Annotated in this window: 17 protein-coding genes and 1 tRNA gene; 9 read left to right on the plus strand and 9 right to left on the minus strand. The window is 62.0% G+C overall.

Features of this window, described 5'->3' with window-relative positions:
* Positions 1 to 260: 260 nt before the first annotated feature.
* The 8 genes from ABIE33_RS07035 to ABIE33_RS07070 form a co-directional block, all read right to left on the minus strand.
* On the minus strand, positions 261 to 485 hold the full coding sequence (locus ABIE33_RS07035; RefSeq protein WP_429123234.1) for a hypothetical protein: 225 nt from the start codon (positions 483 to 485) through the stop codon (positions 261 to 263).
* A 57-nt stretch (positions 486 to 542) separates the two neighbouring features.
* Positions 543 to 779 carry a 30S ribosomal protein S21 gene (rpsU, locus tag ABIE33_RS07040; RefSeq protein WP_025424996.1) on the minus strand — a complete coding sequence of 79 codons (237 nt, stop codon included), beginning with the start codon at positions 777 to 779 and terminating at the stop codon, positions 543 to 545.
* Positions 780 to 835: 56 nt separating this feature from the next.
* Complete coding sequence (locus ABIE33_RS07045; protein ID WP_429123237.1) at positions 836 to 1,117, minus strand: cold-shock protein; 282 nt, start codon at positions 1,115 to 1,117, stop codon at positions 836 to 838.
* Between the two features lie 124 nt (positions 1,118 to 1,241).
* Positions 1,242 to 1,451 carry a cold-shock protein gene (locus ABIE33_RS07050; RefSeq protein WP_025424998.1) on the minus strand — a complete coding sequence of 70 codons (210 nt, stop codon included), beginning with the start codon at positions 1,449 to 1,451 and terminating at the stop codon, positions 1,242 to 1,244.
* A 520-nt stretch (positions 1,452 to 1,971) separates the two neighbouring features.
* The gene (metH, locus tag ABIE33_RS07055; protein ID WP_429123241.1) at positions 1,972 to 5,745 is read right to left on the minus strand and encodes a methionine synthase; all 3,774 of its coding nucleotides are present in this window, start codon (positions 5,743 to 5,745) and stop codon (positions 1,972 to 1,974) included.
* A 246-nt stretch (positions 5,746 to 5,991) separates the two neighbouring features.
* Positions 5,992 to 7,155, minus strand: a complete 1,164-nt coding sequence (locus ABIE33_RS07060; RefSeq protein ID WP_429123243.1) for an AGE family epimerase/isomerase — start codon at positions 7,153 to 7,155, stop codon at positions 5,992 to 5,994.
* Between the two features lie 4 nt (positions 7,156 to 7,159).
* The gene (locus tag ABIE33_RS07065) at positions 7,160 to 7,654 is read right to left on the minus strand and encodes a heme-degrading domain-containing protein (RefSeq protein WP_429123246.1); all 495 of its coding nucleotides are present in this window, start codon (positions 7,652 to 7,654) and stop codon (positions 7,160 to 7,162) included.
* A gap of 11 nt (positions 7,655 to 7,665) precedes the next feature.
* The gene (locus ABIE33_RS07070) at positions 7,666 to 8,562 is read right to left on the minus strand and encodes an ROK family protein (RefSeq protein WP_429123249.1); all 897 of its coding nucleotides are present in this window, start codon (positions 8,560 to 8,562) and stop codon (positions 7,666 to 7,668) included.
* A 264-nt stretch (positions 8,563 to 8,826) separates the two neighbouring features.
* On the opposite strand from ABIE33_RS07070, the gene ABIE33_RS07075 reads away from it, so the two are divergent.
* The 9 genes from ABIE33_RS07075 to ABIE33_RS07115 all read left to right on the plus strand — a co-directional run bounded on the left by ABIE33_RS07075 (position 8,827) and on the right by ABIE33_RS07115 (position 15,529).
* A tRNA-Arg gene (locus ABIE33_RS07075) sits at positions 8,827 to 8,903 on the plus strand.
* A gap of 173 nt (positions 8,904 to 9,076) precedes the next feature.
* Positions 9,077 to 9,589, plus strand: a complete 513-nt coding sequence (locus tag ABIE33_RS07080) for a GNAT family N-acetyltransferase (protein ID WP_429123252.1) — start codon at positions 9,077 to 9,079, stop codon at positions 9,587 to 9,589.
* Between the two features lie 9 nt (positions 9,590 to 9,598).
* Positions 9,599 to 9,856: a hypothetical protein gene (locus ABIE33_RS07085; RefSeq protein WP_429123255.1), complete on the plus strand. Its 258-nt coding sequence runs from the start codon at positions 9,599 to 9,601 to the stop codon at positions 9,854 to 9,856.
* Positions 9,853 to 9,996 carry a BA14K family protein gene (locus ABIE33_RS07090; RefSeq protein WP_429123257.1) on the plus strand — a complete coding sequence of 48 codons (144 nt, stop codon included), beginning with the start codon at positions 9,853 to 9,855 and terminating at the stop codon, positions 9,994 to 9,996. The genes ABIE33_RS07085 and ABIE33_RS07090 overlap by 4 nt, the downstream gene beginning before the upstream one ends.
* Positions 9,997 to 10,324: 328 nt before the next feature.
* A complete protein-coding gene (locus ABIE33_RS07095) occupies positions 10,325 to 11,854 on the plus strand; it encodes an ABC transporter substrate-binding protein (protein ID WP_429123260.1) in 1,530 nt (509 codons plus the stop codon).
* Between the two features lie 113 nt (positions 11,855 to 11,967).
* The gene (locus tag ABIE33_RS07100; RefSeq protein ID WP_429123263.1) at positions 11,968 to 12,909 is read left to right on the plus strand and encodes an ABC transporter permease; all 942 of its coding nucleotides are present in this window, start codon (positions 11,968 to 11,970) and stop codon (positions 12,907 to 12,909) included.
* Positions 12,909 to 13,778: an ABC transporter permease gene (locus ABIE33_RS07105; RefSeq protein WP_429123266.1), complete on the plus strand. Its 870-nt coding sequence runs from the start codon at positions 12,909 to 12,911 to the stop codon at positions 13,776 to 13,778. The genes ABIE33_RS07100 and ABIE33_RS07105 overlap by 1 nt, the downstream gene beginning before the upstream one ends.
* Positions 13,779 to 13,781: 3 nt before the next feature.
* The gene (locus ABIE33_RS07110; protein ID WP_429123268.1) at positions 13,782 to 14,993 is read left to right on the plus strand and encodes an amidohydrolase/deacetylase family metallohydrolase; all 1,212 of its coding nucleotides are present in this window, start codon (positions 13,782 to 13,784) and stop codon (positions 14,991 to 14,993) included.
* 44 nt (positions 14,994 to 15,037) lie between these two features.
* Positions 15,038 to 15,529: a RidA family protein gene (locus ABIE33_RS07115; RefSeq protein WP_429124027.1), complete on the plus strand. Its 492-nt coding sequence runs from the start codon at positions 15,038 to 15,040 to the stop codon at positions 15,527 to 15,529.
* 19 nt (positions 15,530 to 15,548) lie between these two features.
* Here ABIE33_RS07115 and ABIE33_RS07120 read toward each other — a convergent pair whose 3' ends face one another.
* A complete protein-coding gene (locus ABIE33_RS07120; RefSeq protein WP_429124029.1) occupies positions 15,549 to 16,328 on the minus strand; it encodes an IclR family transcriptional regulator in 780 nt (259 codons plus the stop codon).
* Positions 16,329 to 16,402: the final 74 nt, after the last annotated feature.

A 16,402-nucleotide genomic window follows, 5' to 3' on the forward strand; every position in this document is an offset into this window, starting at 1 on the left:
GCCTTCGGAACTACAGCGCCGCGCGTCTTATCAGACGCGCAAAGGCCGCTGTAGCACTTTGAATTGCTGCATGTTTCCTTAAATCGAATAGGATTTAAGGAAACATGCAGTAGGACGCGTGCAAAGCCTGGCTGCGCATCGCGTGGGAGGCGCAGCAGGCAGACCATCTATCGATGAGAATTACATCTGCGCTTGCCTGGCATCGGTGCGACGCGGCAGCGCCCGGGTCGGGTCATGACTGCGCCCGCCCATGAACGCAGTCAGGCGCTCGTGCGCTTGCGTGCCGGCTGGCGTTTCGGCGCCGGGGCCACAGGCTCGGCGTCAGCCTCCTGCAACAGCCGCATGGCCTTGAGCTTCTCGGTCTTCTTTTCGCGCGCCAGCTTTTCAGCCGCGACGATACCGCGGGCCGTATGGTCTGTCGCCGCAGCCTTGTCGCTTGCCGACAGCCGTTCAGGCTTGAAAAGATCTTTCTTCGTCGACGTCATGCGTACCTCCTCGCTCGGGCGTGGACCGATGCCGAAATCGGCATCGGTACCTCAGATTTAGCGGGTGCGGACGGCCTTCTTCGGTGCCGGCAGCAGGCCTTCGCGCTGAAGCTTCTTGCGCGCGAGCTTGCGCTGGCGACGAACGGCTTCGGCCTTTTCGCGAACGCGCTTTTCCGACGGCTTTTCGTAGGCGCTGCGCGCCTTGAATTCGCGGAACAGTCCCTCGCGCTGCATCTTCTTCTTCAGAATGCGGAGCGCCTGGTCGACGTTGTTGTCTCTGACGAGTACCTGCAAGATGTATCCTTCCCGTTGGTTGGTGGCCGCACACCGGCGGACCGAAATTGCTGTAGCTATCTTCCGATCCGGATGCGCGACGGTTTCAGCCAGGGTTCACCCTTGGCAATGCGCGACGGTCCCTCTTCGATGGGAGAGGCCGCCTCAGTGGTCTCGACGTCGCTTGCAACGATGCGACGTTCGAAGTTCTCGCCGTCGAAACGGACGCGATATTGGGTCTCGCCGTGGTCGGCGGGCAGAACACCGATGATCCGGCACGTCCTGACGGCGGGTGCCAGCTTGGTGAAATCGGCCCTTACGGTCACCGTGTCGCCAACGGCACAAATTCTGCGGGTCATGATAGTTTCCTTCCCCGGAATGTGCAGGGTCCGGACGCAAAAAGGCCGGGATTCACCCGACCTCTTCCCGTCAATCAAACGTCCCCAGCCAGTACATCCGTGGTCGGGGGAGGCAGATGACGATTCATTCCGCCCGAAGATTGTCGGCAGAGTTCTTGCCGGTCTTGCGGTCGCGGACGATGTCGTAGGTGACCTTCTGGCCTTCCGCCAGCGAGCCCATGCCTGCACGCTCCACAGCGGAAACATGAACGAACACGTCGGTCGTGCCATCATCCGGCTGGATGAAGCCAAAACCCTTGGTGCCATTGAACCACTTTACTGTGCCTGAATTCATAACGATCTCCTTTCAATCGTTGATTTCGCTCGACGGGTATTCGCCGAGCCGTGTCGATGTTGAGAGGAAATCTGACAACGCTTTTCAGCGCTTTGACAAAGGTCGCAAGCAATATTCGATTGCACCCATATAATTCTTTTTTCGAGATTTTCAATGTTTCATTTGGAAAACGGCCCGAAATGCAACGGCACCTGCGAAAAACAACGTTGAATCACGTTCGCTTCGATTGGAATCCTTCCGGAATTTCCATGCCATTATTTTTGAACGTCTCACGAAATGTATTAGCGACGCCGACCATAAACGATGAATACAGAGCAAATGGGCCAGTTCAGCGAAGCATAGAGACTCCAAAAATCTGGCAAAGTGCCGGGATCGCCAACCGCTCGACGTAGTTTCATCTTGGATTGAAGCAAGGGGGAAGCAAGGTTTTTCCGCACGGCCGGCCTTGCAGGCCTCCCCGCATCAAGCGTGACACTGACGGGCATGGTTGCCCGCCAGCGCTATTGTTGGAATCCCGAGATTACTCGGCTGCCTCTGCTTCGGGCATCGGCACGTAGTTGAGGATCGGCGACAGCCAGCGCTCGACCTCGCGCACCGGCATGCGTTTGCGCGCAGCATAGTCCTCGACCTGATCCCGCTCGACCTTGGCGACACCGAAATAATAGGCATCGGGATGGCCGATGTAGAGGCCGGAGACGGACGAACCCGGCCACATGGCATAGCTCTCGGTCAGGGTGACGCCGATCGCCTTCTCGGCGTCGAGCAACCGGAACAGGGTTTCCTTTTCCGTATGATCGGGCTGGGCCGGGTAGCCCGGCGCCGGACGAATGCCGGCATAGGGCTCACCGACCAGATCCTGCGGTGAAAACGTCTCGTCGGCGGCATAGCCCCAGAGTTCCTTGCGCACATATTCATGCATGCGCTCGGCAAAGGCCTCGGCAAATCGATCGGCCAGCGCCTTGACCATGATCGACGAATAGTCGTCGTTGGCACGCTCGAAGCGCTCGGCAATCGCCACTTCCTCGATACCGGCGGTGACGACGAAGCCGCCGAGATAGTCCCTGCTGCCGCTCTCGACAGGGGCGACGAAATCCGACAGCGCCACGTTCGGCCGGCCATCGCGCTTGCTCAACTGCTGGCGCAGCGTGAAGAAGGTGCCCAGCTCCTGACCACGCATCTCGTCGGCAAACAGCCGGATGTCGTCACCGACGGTTCCGGCCGGCCAGAAGCCGACGACCGCCTTCGGTGCGAACCATTTCTCGGTGATGATCTTGGCAAGCATGGCCTGCGCATCGTCGAACAGCTGACGTGCGGCTGCGCCCTGCTTCTCGTCGTCGAGGATTTTCGGATAGACGCCCTTCAGCTCCCAGGTCTGGAAGAACGGCGTCCAGTCGATGTAGCGCGCAAGCTCTTCCATCTCCCAGCCCTGAAACACCCGTGTGCCGAGGAACGAAGGGGCCTTCGCCTGATAGTCGCTCCAATCGATCTTGTGGGCATTGGCCCGCGCCTGCGACAGCGGCAGGCGGCGCTTTTCCGCCTCGTTGCGAGCATGGGCGTCGGCGACCTTGCGGTATTCCGCCCGGATCGTCTCGACATAGGGTGCCTTGGCCTCCGGCGACAGCAGGCTGGAGACGACCCCGACGGCACGGCTCGCATCGGTGACGTAGACCGTCTGGCCGCGGTCATAGCGCGGATTGATCTTGACCGCCGTATGCACCCGGCTTGTCGTCGCGCCGCCGATCAACAGCGGGATGTCGAAACCTTCGCGCTCGAGTTCCGAGGCAACGTGCACCATCTCGTCGAGCGACGGCGTGATCAGGCCGGAAAGGCCAATGATGTCGACCTTTTTCTCCTTGGCCACCTCGAGGATCTTGGCGGACGGCACCATGACGCCGAGGTCGATGATTTCATAATTGTTGCAGGCAAGCACGACGCCGACGATGTTCTTGCCGATGTCGTGCACATCGCCCTTGACCGTCGCCATCAGGATCTTGCCGGCGCTCTGACGCTCGCCTTCGCCGCCGGCGGCCAGCCGCTCGGCTTCCATGTGCGGCAGCAGAACGGCGACCGCCTGCTTCATCACGCGCGCCGACTTCACCACCTGCGGCAGGAACATCTTGCCCGAGCCGAAAAGGTCGCCGACGACATTCATGCCGGCCATCAGCGGGCCTTCGATGACATGCAGCGGCCGGACGCTCGAAAGCCGTGCCTCGTCGGTATCGGCCTCGATATATTCGGTGATGCCATTGACCAGCGCGTGTTGGAGCCGCTTTTCGACCGACCATTCACGCCAGGAAAGATCCTTCTCCTTCGCCTGGGCGCCGCCTTGGCCGCGATAGCGCTCGGCAATCTCGAGCATACGCTCGGTCGAATCGGCGCGGCGGTTCAGGACCACATCTTCGCAGGCCTCGCGCAGCTCGGCATCGATCGCATCATAGACGGCAAGCTGGCCGGCATTGACGATGCCCATGTCCATGCCGACCTGGATGGCGTGGTAGAGGAACACCGCGTGCATCGCCTCGCGCACCGGCTCGTTGCCGCGGAAGGAGAACGAAAGGTTGGAGACACCGCCGGAGATGTGCACATGCGGCAGCGTCGCGATGATCTCGCGCGTCGCTTCGATGAAGTCGACGCCGTAATTGTTATGCTCCTCGATCCCGGTCGCGACCGCGAAGATGTTGGGGTCGAAGATGATGTCCTCAGGCGGGAAACCGGCTTCTTCGGTCAGCAATTTGTAGGCGCGGGTGCAGATTTCGACCTTGCGCGCCTTGGTATCGGCCTGCCCGACCTCGTCGAAGGCCATGATGACGACGGCGGCGCCATAGGCGCGGCAAAGCCTGGCGTGATGCAGAAACGCCTCCTCGCCTTCCTTCATCGAAATCGAATTGACCAACGGCTTGCCCTGAACACATTTCAGGCCGGCCTCGATAACCTCCCACTTGGACGAGTCGATCATGACGGGCACGCGGGCGATATCAGGTTCGGAGGCAATGAGGTTGAGGAACTCGACCATCGCCTGCTTCGAATCGATCAGGCCCTCGTCCATGTTGATGTCGATGATCTGCGCGCCGTTGGCGACCTGATCGCGGGCGACATCAAGCGCTGCGGAATAATCGCCGGCGGTAATCAGCTTGCGGAACTTGGCCGAACCGGTGACGTTGGTGCGCTCGCCGACATTGACGAAGGGAATGTCGGACGTGAGCGTGAAGGGCTCCAGACCCGAAAGCCGCATCAGCGGCGCCACGTCAGGGATCCGGCGCGGCGGGTGCTTGGCAACCGCCTTGGCGATCGCGCTGATATGGGCCGGCGTCGAGCCGCAGCAGCCGCCGACGATGTTGAGGAGACCGTCACGGGCAAAGGCTTCGACCTGTGCCGCCATCTGGTCGGGGGTCTCGTCATATTGCCCGAATTCGTTCGGCAGGCCGGCGTTCGGATAGGCGCAGACGAAGGTGTCGGCGACACCAGAAAGCTCGTCGATGTGCGCGCGCATGGCATTGGCGCCGAGCGCGCAGTTGAGCCCGATGGTGAAAGGCTCGGCGTGGCGCACGGAATGCCAGAACGCCGTCGGCGTCTGGCCGGACAGCGTGCGGCCGGAAAGGTCGGTAATCGTGCCGGAGATCATCACCGGCAGTTCGATGCTCTTCTCGGCGAACACTTCCTTGGTGGCGAAGATCGCCGCCTTGGCGTTGAGTGTGTCGAAGATGGTTTCTATCAGGATGATGTCGGCGCCGCCGTCGATCAGCCCGCGGATCTGCTCAGCATAGGCGATCCTGAGATCGTCGAAGGTCACCGCCCGGTAGCCCGGATTGTTGACGTCGGGCGAAATCGACGCAGTTCGGTTTGTCGGGCCGAGTGCGCCGGCCACGAACCGGCGACGGCCGTCATGCGCTTCGGCGCGCTTTGCCGCCCGGCGCGCCAGGCGGGCGCCATCGCGATTGAGGTCGTAGACCATGTCTTCCATGCCGTAATCGGCCTGGGCGATGCGCGTCGAGGAGAACGTGTTCGTTTCCAGGATGTCGGCGCCGGCGATGGCATAGGAATAGTGGATGTCCTCGATCGCCTTCGGCTGCGTCAGCGTCAGGAGGTCGTTGTTGCCCTGCTGGTGACAGGCGCAACCGCCAAAACGATCGCCGCGGAAATGCTGCTCGACGAAACCCAGTTGCTGGATCTCGGTACCCATTGCGCCATCCATGATCAGGATGCGCTCGCTGGCCGCCTGCTTCAGCGCCCGCATGACTTCGGAGCCATCCGGCTTGGAGGAAAGGTCGCCGAAAAGGGCGTCGATGGCGGACATGGGAAATCTCCCGTTCTGAAAACGACAAACAATAGTCAAGTCAATCACATAAAGATATCTTTATGTCAACATATGAATGGACTTAATTTGCCGCAAAGAGGCTGACTTGAGAGCCTATGTGCGCGCCGGTTCAGTCTGCGCACAGGAGTAACAGAAAGGCGATTCCGCCTTTCGGGTAACGGCATGGCAAAGAAAATGGCTCGCCGCGGGCGCGGCGAGCCATGGAAATGCGGTCAGAAGACAAATTTATAGGCGGGCGAGGCAATCCTGCGTTTCATAGATGGCACAGAGGATATGGTAGAAACTGCTCGCCGGCGCCGGTTCGTCGACGAAACTGCCGTCCGGTTTCTGCTTGTCGCGCCACAGCCCGGCAACGGGTGTCTCCAGGAACAAGTTGAGTGCCGAAGCCGCACGCGCCGCCGAGGCAAGATAGCGCTCGCGCTCCGCGCCTTCTGTGAGGGCTGCAAAACGAACCGAAGCCTTCAGCCATTCCGTTTGCGGCCAAAGCCGGGCGATCGGATCGGCGACCGAGAAATCGTCGAAGAGCGTCATGATCGCGACGTTGCGGGTCGGGCAGATGCCGTGCGCCTCGCCGATCGCAAACAGCCGCCGCGCCTTGACGATCGCTTCGGCATTGCCGCGGCGCTCGGCCCAACGCAGCAACAGCCAGGCCCATTCGAACAGATGGCCGGGCTCGACGATGCGGCCCTTGTCGCCCGGGAACGGTGCCCAGTCGTGGTCGAAGAACTCCCGCAACGCGCCGGTATCGCCGTCGATGAAGTGATCCATCGCCAGATGCGCGATCTCATCGGCAAGGTTGAACCAGGCGACGCGATCAAAACCGACGACTTCCTCGCTCGCCAGACAGGCTTCGAACAGATGCATATGCGGATTGGAGCAGAGCGGCAGCCGCGATGGCTCGTCTTCCTCAAAGCCCATGAGCGGGTGCTTGCAATGGGCTTCGAGACGCTGGCGCAAGCCGTTGCTGCGCTCGATCATCTCCGGCCTGCGCTCGGGGAAGACCTGGGCCAGATAGGCAAAGGCCAGCAGTGCAAAAGCCTGATTGTAGAGATCGAAGGAAGCCTCGATGAGGTTGCCGTCGGCATCCGCAAGTGCGCCGTAAAAGCCCGTCGGCTGCAGATAGACCCGATCGAAGTAGGCGAGCCCGCCCTCGGCAGCCTCTTTCCAGTCGCCGGTCCAGCCACGCCTGCCGGACTCAGTGAAACAATAGACCTGGCGCGGCTGCACCCGGGCCCGGCGGTTGGCGCGCGTCGGCTCGCCGGCCATGTCGATGGTCTCCGCGAAACCGCCGCCCGTGGCATCGACGCCCTTCTCGCGCCAGACCGGCAACGCTTTGTCAGCCAGCCACGACGACAGGGCAGCGGACTGCGAAAAAATATCCTGCGGCAACGGCTCAGCCCTCGAGCTTCAGTTCATCGTGGTTTTTGCCAAGCAGCTCGGCCAGCGCCTCGACGACCATGTTGTGGTCCTCGCGCTGCGGCAGGCCGGACACGGTCACAGCACCGATGCAGCCCGTGCCCTTGACGACGATCGGGAAGCTGCCGCCGTGGGCCGCATATTCGGCATCCGGAAGCCCGAGCTTCGCCTGCAGATTGGTCTGCTGCTTCAACAGCCCGAGGCCGGTCGAATAGCTGCTCTTGAACAGGCGGAAAACGGTGTTGCGCTTGCGGCGCACCCAGTTCGGATTGTCAGGCGTCGCGCCCTCGAGCGCGGCATAAAACACCTGCATCGAAAACAGCGTGATGTCGATGACGACGCCGAGCTTGCGTTCGGTGGCCCTGCGGCGCAGCGTCAAACCCAGTTGCCATGCCGTTTCCAGGTCGAAACTGTCGAACTGCAGCTCGCGCTCCTGCTGGGAGATGCGCTTGAGATCGTTGTCGATATTCATGAAGCCTCCGCTCAATCCTTCCAGAGCCAAGCCGCGCCGCGCACGCCGGAACTGTCCCCGTGCACCGCCTTGCGGATTGGCGTTTCGAAACTGTCGCCAAAGAGGTAGTCGACCACCAGCGGCGGCACATCCTCATAGATCTCGTCGACATTCGACATGCCCCCGCCGAGCACGAAGACATCGGGGTCGACGATGTTGGTCAAAAGCGCAAGACTGCGCGCCAGCCGGTCGACAAAGCGATTGTAGACATCAGACGCCACCGGATCGCCCGCCCGCTTCGCTTCGATGATGTCGCGCCCACGCTTTTCGACGCCGGTCGTCAGGCGATAGTCGAGCTCGACCCCAGTGCCGCAGGCATACATATCGAGGCAGCCGTGCTTGCCGCACCAGCACTTGTGACCGGGATACTCGTCCTTGGTCATCCATGGCAGCGGATAGTGGCCGATTTCGGCAGCGACCCCCTGGTAGCCGGCATGCACCTTCTTGCCGATCGCAAGCCCGCCGCCATGGCCGGTGCCGACGATCACGCCGAACACCGTCTGCGCGTCCTTGCCGGCACCATCGACCGCCTCCGAGACCGCCAGGCAATTGGCGTCGTTGGCGAGCCGCACCTTGCGGCCGAGCGCCTGCTCGAGGTCGCGCGCCAGCGGCTTGCCGTTGATCAGCACAGCGTTGGAGTTGCGCACGATACCGGTGCGCGGATTGGGGCTGCCGGGAATGCCGATGCCGATCGACCCCTCTTCGCCCGCCGTCGTTTCGGCGGCGGCAACGAGGTCGAGAACGGCCCGAATGCAGTCGTCATAGCCGCTCGTCGGCGTCGCGACGCGGTGGCGGGCGCGCGTTTCGCCATCGCGATCGAGCGCGATGACTTCCATTTTCGTGCCGCCCCAATCAATTCCGATGAACATGTCTGGATCAGGTCTCTGGGTGAAGGTCGCATGAAGGAGCGCCAACCTCCTCAAGCCGGCGCTAATCCCTGCTTAGCATCCGAAAGACGGGAAACGCCAGCCCCCGATTTCGGCACGCCCCGGTAGAGGAGGAGACAGGATCGGCCAGGCGCCATCCGCAATCCCCTGCATTCCCGGCACTGCACGCCACGCCCTATTTCGCGAAGGCACCGCGCAAAAACACTTGGCGAAGAGGCCTTGCTTTTGTATGGGTGCTATCCGAGTGGTCCCGTAGCTCAGCAGGATAGAGCACCAGATTCCTAATCTGGGGGTCGCGCGTTCGAATCGCGCCGGGATCACCATAAATTTCAATGACTTAGTTTGGCGCGCGTTCCCAGGCATTCCCCATTCATGTTTTGTGTACGTTCTTGAAGCCGCGATGCGCAACGCGAAGTCCCGCGACCTGCTTCGTTTTTTCGAGCGTTTTTCTGTTGCAGCGCTGTGTCGTTGGCGCTGGATAAAGATGTAAGCGATCATGGTTCAGCTGCTTGTCACCTACATGGAAATGCGCGCACGGCCGACTGGCGAGCCTTTGCTGCCGCCTTTCGAAGACGCCGCGTTTGCGCCTGAGCGCTTGGCAGCAGAGGAGTTCCTGTCGCTCTATCGCGCCGTCGGCGACCCCTTGCGCTGGGATCAACGGCTGCGCATGTCTGCCGATGAACTCGACGTTTTTTTGCGCAGCCCGTCTTCCGCGCTCTATATCCTGCGAGTGGAAGGCCAAGCCGTCGGGCTTTGCGAATTCGATTGCGCTGACACTGCCGATGTCGAGCTCACCCATTTCGGCCTGATCCCGGAAGCGCAGGGAAGAAGACTCGGGCCGTTTTTTCTGGACGGTGCAATGCGCGCCATCTGGGATCGCGCACCCGATCGTATCTGGCTGCACACGGACACCTGGGATCACGCCAAGGCGCAGGACACCTATCGCCGTGCCGGTTTCGGCATTTTCATGCAGAGGCTCGAAGACGTCGGCGAGCAGCAAACTGACTGATGCGCATTCATGTTGCTGTGCTACCGCACCAGCGGCACAAACACGCCCTCATCCATTTCCCCAATGAAAGGAAATGGTGAAGTCAAAAAGCTGGCAATTGGTGCGCTTTCGCTGGCAACGGCCTTCTCCAGCGTAGCCCCGGCGCAGGCACTGAAGGCAGGCATCTCCGACGTCGAGACCGTGCACTACTATCATCGCCGCTGGTATCGCGGCGGCGATGACTACAGGTGGGGGGGGCGATCGGCGCCATCATCGGCGGGCAGATGAACGCCCAACCGAGACGGTACTACGGCGGCAACTCCCATACGAGCTGGTGCTACAGTCGATACCGCTCTTACCGGGCGTGGAACAATACCTTCAAGCCATACTATGGCGCCTGCCGCGCCTGCTACTCGCCTTATCGGTAATTGCGATGAAAGCCCTGCCGCTGGTCTGGGCAGCGGGGTTAAAGCATAACCATCTGAAAAACAAACGTTTTCCTTGGCGCACGATGCCTAACTCCACAGCGCTCGCGCGTCAAACAGCGCGTTCCGCTTGATCATGCGTGCCCGCGCAATGCGCAACAAGTGTTCCCCTCATCGATCCATCGCTTCGCTGATCAGCTTCGCCGGTCCCGCTGCCGTGGTGCCGTGGGTCTTGGCTGCGGCTTGACATTTCCGTAAGCCTGATCTTATCATTCCAATATAAAGTATCTTAGTACATAACTATGAAATAACAATAAGAGAGGAACATAAGATGAAATCAGCAAGGATTGCACTGCTTCTGGGAACGGCGCTCATCGCCTCCTCGTCCTTCGCGTTCGCGCAGGAAAAGGGCGGCGTCATCAACGTCGCCACGGTCGGCGAGCCGCCGACACTCGACCCGATGGCTTCGACGGCCGACCTGGTCGGCATCGTCTCGCAGCATATGTTCGAGACGCTCTACACCTTCGACAAGGACTGGAAGCCGACGCCACTTCTGGCTGCCGCCATGCCGGAGATCAGCGCCGACGGCAAAACTTACACGATCAAGCTGCGCGCCGGCGTCAAGTTCCATGACGGCACCGACATGGATGCAACCGATGTCGTCGCCTCGCTAGAGCGTTGGACGAAGACGGCATCGCGCGGCAAGCAGACGGCAACGACGATCGCCGGCATCGAGGCCGTCGACCCGACGACCGTCAAGATCTCGCTCAACACGCCCTATGCGCCGCTGGTCTCGCTGCTCGCTTTCAACAATTCCGCGGCAATCGTGCTGCCTTCGGAAAAGCAGGCCGAGCCGATGGTCGATTTCGTCGGCACCGGCCCCTACAAGCTCAAGGAGCGCAAGGCCGACCAATATATCCAGCTTGAGCGTTACGACGGCTACGTCTCGCCCGAGGGCGAAAGCAACGGCTATGGCGGCGCGCGCCACCAATATGCCGACGAGATCCGGTTCGTGCCGGTTCCCGATCCGAACACCCGTGTCGAGGCAGCCGTCTCCGGCCAGTACGACTATGTCGATTCGATTCCGGTCGAATCCTTCGATCGCGTGAAAGGCTCTTCGGCCTCCGAGCCCGTCATGCTGCAGCCCTTCGGCTGGCCGGTCTTCGTTCTGAACTCCGGCAACGGCATGACCAAGAACCTGGAACTGCGCAAGGCGATCCGCGCAGCACTCAGCATGGAAGACATGATGGCGGCCGCCTTCGGCAGCACCGACTTCTACGCGCTCGATGCCGCTCTCTACCCCGCGCAATATGTCTGGCGCACCGAAGCCGGCACGGAAGGCGGCTACAACATCGCCGATCCGGAAAAGGCTGGCGAGCTGTTGAAGGCCGCCGGCTATAAGGGTGAGCCACTGCGCATCCTGACCAGCCGTCAGTATGAGTTCCACTACAAGATGGCTCAGGTTGCGGCCGAATATCTGAAGCTCGCCGGCTTCACCGTCGATATGCAGGTGGTGGATTGGGCGACGCTCACCCAGCGCCGCGCCGACCCGACGCTCTGGGATATCTACATCACCCACAGCCCGTTCCTGCCCGAGCCGGCCCTGATCGGCATGATGTCGACCAAGGCGCCGGGCAACTGGGATACGCCGGCCCGCGCCAAGGCCGTCGATGCCTTCAACGCCGAATCGGATGCCGGCAAGCGCGTGACACTCTGGGCCGACGTGCAGAAGGTAATCTACGAGGAAGTGCCGTTCATCAAGATCGGCGATTTCAATGCCCTGTCGGCAAAGACCAAGACGCTGGACGGCGTCTCGCCCGCACCGTGGCCCTACTTCTGGAACGCTTCGATCAAGAAGTAAGCTCTCATCCACTTGAAGCCTTCGGCGGGCGGTCTTTCTCTGAAGGGATCGCTGCCCGCCGGATAGCCGGTGCCGTCTTGTCGGCGCCCGTGCGGAAGAAGTTCGAGGCACCCATGATACGCTATATCCTCCAGCGCCTGTTCGGCATGATCGTGGTCATGGCGCTTGTCGTCACCATTGTCTTCGTCATCGTGCGCGTGACGCCGGGCGACCCCGCCGCCGTCATGCTCGGACCGGAAGCGACGCAGCAAGACATCGCCGAATTGCGCACCAAGCTTGGTCTCGATCAGTCGCTCGGCCTGCAATATGTCTACTACATCGGGCAGTTGCTGCAGGGCGATCTCGGCCAGTCGATCTTCCTCAACCAGCCGGTTACCTCGGCGCTTGCCGAGCGTGCCGAACCGACCTTCTTCCTCACCTTGTTTTCGATCCTGATCGCCAGCGGTATCGCGCTGCCGATCGGCATCTACGCGGCCTACCGCCGCGGCTCCTTCGTCGATCAGGCGGCCACCACGCTGGCGATGCTTGCCGCCAGCATTCCGAGCTTCTGGCTCGGCCTGATCCTCATCCAGATCCTCGCCGTGCGCCTCGGCTGGTTCCCGGTTTCCGGTTACGGCGGTCCAGGTTCGTCCTTTGCAGAGCGCATGTACCATCTGACCCTGCCGGCGATCGCGCTTGGCGTCGTCTCCTCGGCGCTGATCCTGCGTTTTACCCGCGCCTCCATGCTCGACGTGCTCGGCGACGACTTCATTCGCACCGCTCGCGCCAAGGGTCTGGGCGAACGCCGCGTGGTGATGAAACACGCCTTGAAGAACGCCCTCATCCCAATCCTGACGATCATCGGCCTCACTGCGGCCGTGCTGATCTCCGGCGCCGTCGTTACTGAAACCGTCTTTGGCCTCCCCGGCGTCGGCAATCTCGTCGTCTCCGCCGTGCTCAGGCGCGACTACCCGGTGATCCAGGGAGCGCTTCTGGTGATCGCCGCGCTCTACGTGCTGATCAATTTCGCGATCGACATGCTCTATCTCCTCGTTGATCCAAGGGTTCGCTACTGATGACCGTCACCGTATCAACCCCTGTCGCAAGCGAGCGTGCCAAGTTCCTGCGCCGCCTGCTCAAGCGCAAGACCGTTGCCTTCGGTCTGTTCGTTCTCGTCGTCTTCGTGCTGCTCGCCGCCTTCGCGCCGCTGATCGCACCCTATGCGCCCGGCAAGCTGTCGATCGTCAACCGCCTGTCGCCGCCGAGCCTGCAATGGTTCTTCGGCACCGACGAATTCGGGCGCGACGTGTTTTCGCGCACGCTCTATGCCGGGCGACTGTCGCTGCTGGTCGGTGCCGCCGTCGTCACGCTCGCGACGATCGTCGGCGTCGTCATGGGGCTCGTCGCCGGCTTCTTTCCGAAGCTCGACGCGCCGATCGCCCGCCTGATCGACGCGATGATGGCCTTTCCGGATATCCTGCTGGCGATCGCGCTCGTCGCCGCCCTCGGCCCGTCGCTGACAACGGTGATCATCGCGCTCAGCGTCGTCTATGCGCCACGGCTGGCGCGGGTGGTGCGCGCCTCCACGCTGGTGATCCGCGAGCTACCCTATGTCGAGGCAGCGCGCGCCCTCGGCATTTCGACGCCGCACATCATGACGCGGCATGTGCTGCGCAACCTGCTCTCGCCGATCCTGGTTCAGGGCACGTTCCTGTTCGCGCATGCGATGCTCGCCGAAGCCGGGCTTTCCTTCCTCGGCGTCGGCGTCAGCCCGGAAATCCCGACCTGGGGCACGATGATTGCCTCGGGCCGGCAATATATCGGACAGGCCGATTGGGTGACGTTGTTTCCCGGCATCGCCATCGTGCTTTCGGTCCTGTCCCTGCAGATGGTTGGCGACGGTTTGCGCGACATGCTCGATCCCCGCCTCAGAAAGGACCTTTAATCCATGCCCACCGCAACCCGTAGCAGCAGCCCCGTGCTGATCAGCAACGTCAAGCCCGTCGCCTTCGGCATGGCGGCGCCGGCCGAAACCGTCGATATCCTCGTCGGCGCCGACGGCACCATCGCCGCCATCGGCAACCAGTTGGCAGCACCCGATGGCGCCGAGCGCATCGACGGCAAGGGCGGCTGGATCTCGCCCGGGTGGATCGATCTTCACGCCCATGTCTGGCATGGCGGCACCGACATCTCGGTCAGGCCGCAGCTCTGCGGCATGGAGCGCGGCGTCACCACTATCGTCGACGCCGGTTCGGCGGGCGAAGCCAACTTTCACGGTTTTCGCGAATATATCATCGAGCCGGCGCGCGAGCGCATCAAGGCCTTCCTCAATCTCGGCTCCATCGGCCTGGTCGCCTGCAACCGCGTCAGTGAACTGAGCGACATCCGCTCGATCGACATCGACCGCATCATCGCCTGCTACCAGGAAAACCGCGAGCACATTGTCGGCCTGAAAGTGCGCGCCAGCCACGTGATCACCGGTTCCTGGGGCGTGACCCCGGTCAAGCTCGGCAAGAAAATCGCCAAGATCCTGAAGATCCCGATGATGGTGCATGTCGGCGAGCCGCCGGCGCTCTATGACGAAGTGCTTGAAATCCTCGGCCCCGGCGACATCGTCACCCATTGCTTCAACGGCAAGGCCGGATCGAGCATCATCGAAGACGAAGATCTGTTCGAGCTCGCCGAACGCTGCGCCGGCGAAGGCATCCGGCTCGATATCGGCCATGGCGGCGCATCGTTCTCGTTCCGCGTGGCCGAAGTCGCCATTGCCCGCGGCCTACTGCCGTTCTCGATCTCCACCGACGTGCACCTGCGCAGCATGAACCAGTCGGTCTGGGACCTCGGCACCACCATGTCGAAACTCCTAAGCGTCGGCATGCCGTTCGAAAAGGTCGTCGAGGCCGTCACCCAGGCACCCGCCTCGGTCATCCGCCTGCCGATGGACAATCTCTTGAGCGTCGGCGCGCGCGCCGAATTCACCCTCTTCGATCTCGTCGATTCCGAGCTGCGCGTCTTCGATTCGCTTGGAACCGAAGCCCATCTCAACCGCCTCTTCGAACCGCGTTACGCGGTCATCGGCACCGACGTCGTGGCAGCAAACCGATACCAGCCGCCGCATGTCGAATGCCCGGATCACAGCCACGGCTACAGCTACCGTTGAACCATCACAGAACACATAAACTGGCAGGATATCGCGTGAACAGTTTGGACCATAAGACCAAGGGCCGTGTGCCGGCTTCGCCCTACCAGAGGCTTGCAGCCCTCGGCATCGACCTGCCGCCGGCGCCGCCGCCGATCGCCAACTTCGTCACCCACGTCCAGGAGGGCAACATCCTCTACCTCTCCGGACAGGGCCCGCGCGAAGTCGACGGCCACCTGCATGCCGGCAAGGTCGGCGCCGACGTCGACGTCGAGAGCGCCTATGAGCACGCGCGGCTGACGGGCATCAATCTGCTGGCGGTGATGCACGATGCGCTGGGCGATCTCGGTCGCGTTAAGCGCATCGTCAAGCTCTTGGGCATGGTCAACGCCGTGCCGGAATTTGCCGATCATCCGCAGGTGATCAACGGGTGTTCGGACCTGATGATCGACGTATTTGGCGAAGCGGGACAGCACGCCCGCTCGGCCGTTGGATTCGGATCGCTTCCCGGCAATATCACCGTCGAGATCGAAGCGATCGTCTCGCTTCACGAGTGACGGTTTAAGGGAGGTCGGATCAATGGCTGCGCCAGCCCATCATTTTCTCGATCCGCTCGGCGGAAACCCTGACGTGATCGGCGTAGAAGTTGCGAGCGTCGAGGATCTTCTGCTCGGGCAGAACGATGGAGATGGTCGCGACGCAGCTGCCCTTGTCGTCGAGGATCGGTGCGGCGACGCAGGCAACAGCATAGTCGGATTCGCCGGCCTGGATGGAAAGCTTGGCGGCAAGCGCCGTCTCGGCCTGGCTCGACAGGGCTGCCGGATCGACATCGGCTCGACCGGTTGGCGACGTGCGGGCGCAGCGGCGGAACAGCTCCAGCCTTTCGTCGGAGGGAAGATGCCCAACCAGCAATCGTCCGGAGGCCGTCCAGTTGAGCGGCACCCGGGTACCAACCCTGGATGTCACCTGGAAATGCCCGGGACCGTCGGCCATGGCGAGCACCTGCATATAGTCGCCGTCGCGGCCGCAGAGCTGGATGGTTTCGGCAACTTCACGGCCGAGGTCATGCATTTCCCGCGTCGCCACGCCGAGGAAGTCGAGCGAGCGCGCATAGGCAAGACCGTAGTGGTAGAGCCGGTCGCCGAGCCAGACCTGGCCGTCGGTATCGCGGCTGAGCAGGTTCTTCTCCACCATGTCGTCGACGATGACATAGGCCGTCGACAGCGGCGCGCCGACAGCCTTGGCAATGGCGTAGACGCCGCTCGGCGAGCCGGTCTCATAGAGGAAGTCGAGCACCTGCAATGCCCGATCCATGCCGCTCACGCGCGAGCGGCGGGTCTTGCCGGTCGGTTCCATGTGCTCGCCGGGCTCGGCGGCAATCGTCGTCTTGTCCAAGGGTCTGCTCCCATGCAATTCGAAATTCGCAACAG

Origin of the sequence: Ensifer sp. 4252 (assembly GCF_050434565.1) — a bacterium.
GTDB lineage: Bacteria > Pseudomonadota > Alphaproteobacteria > Rhizobiales > Rhizobiaceae > Ensifer.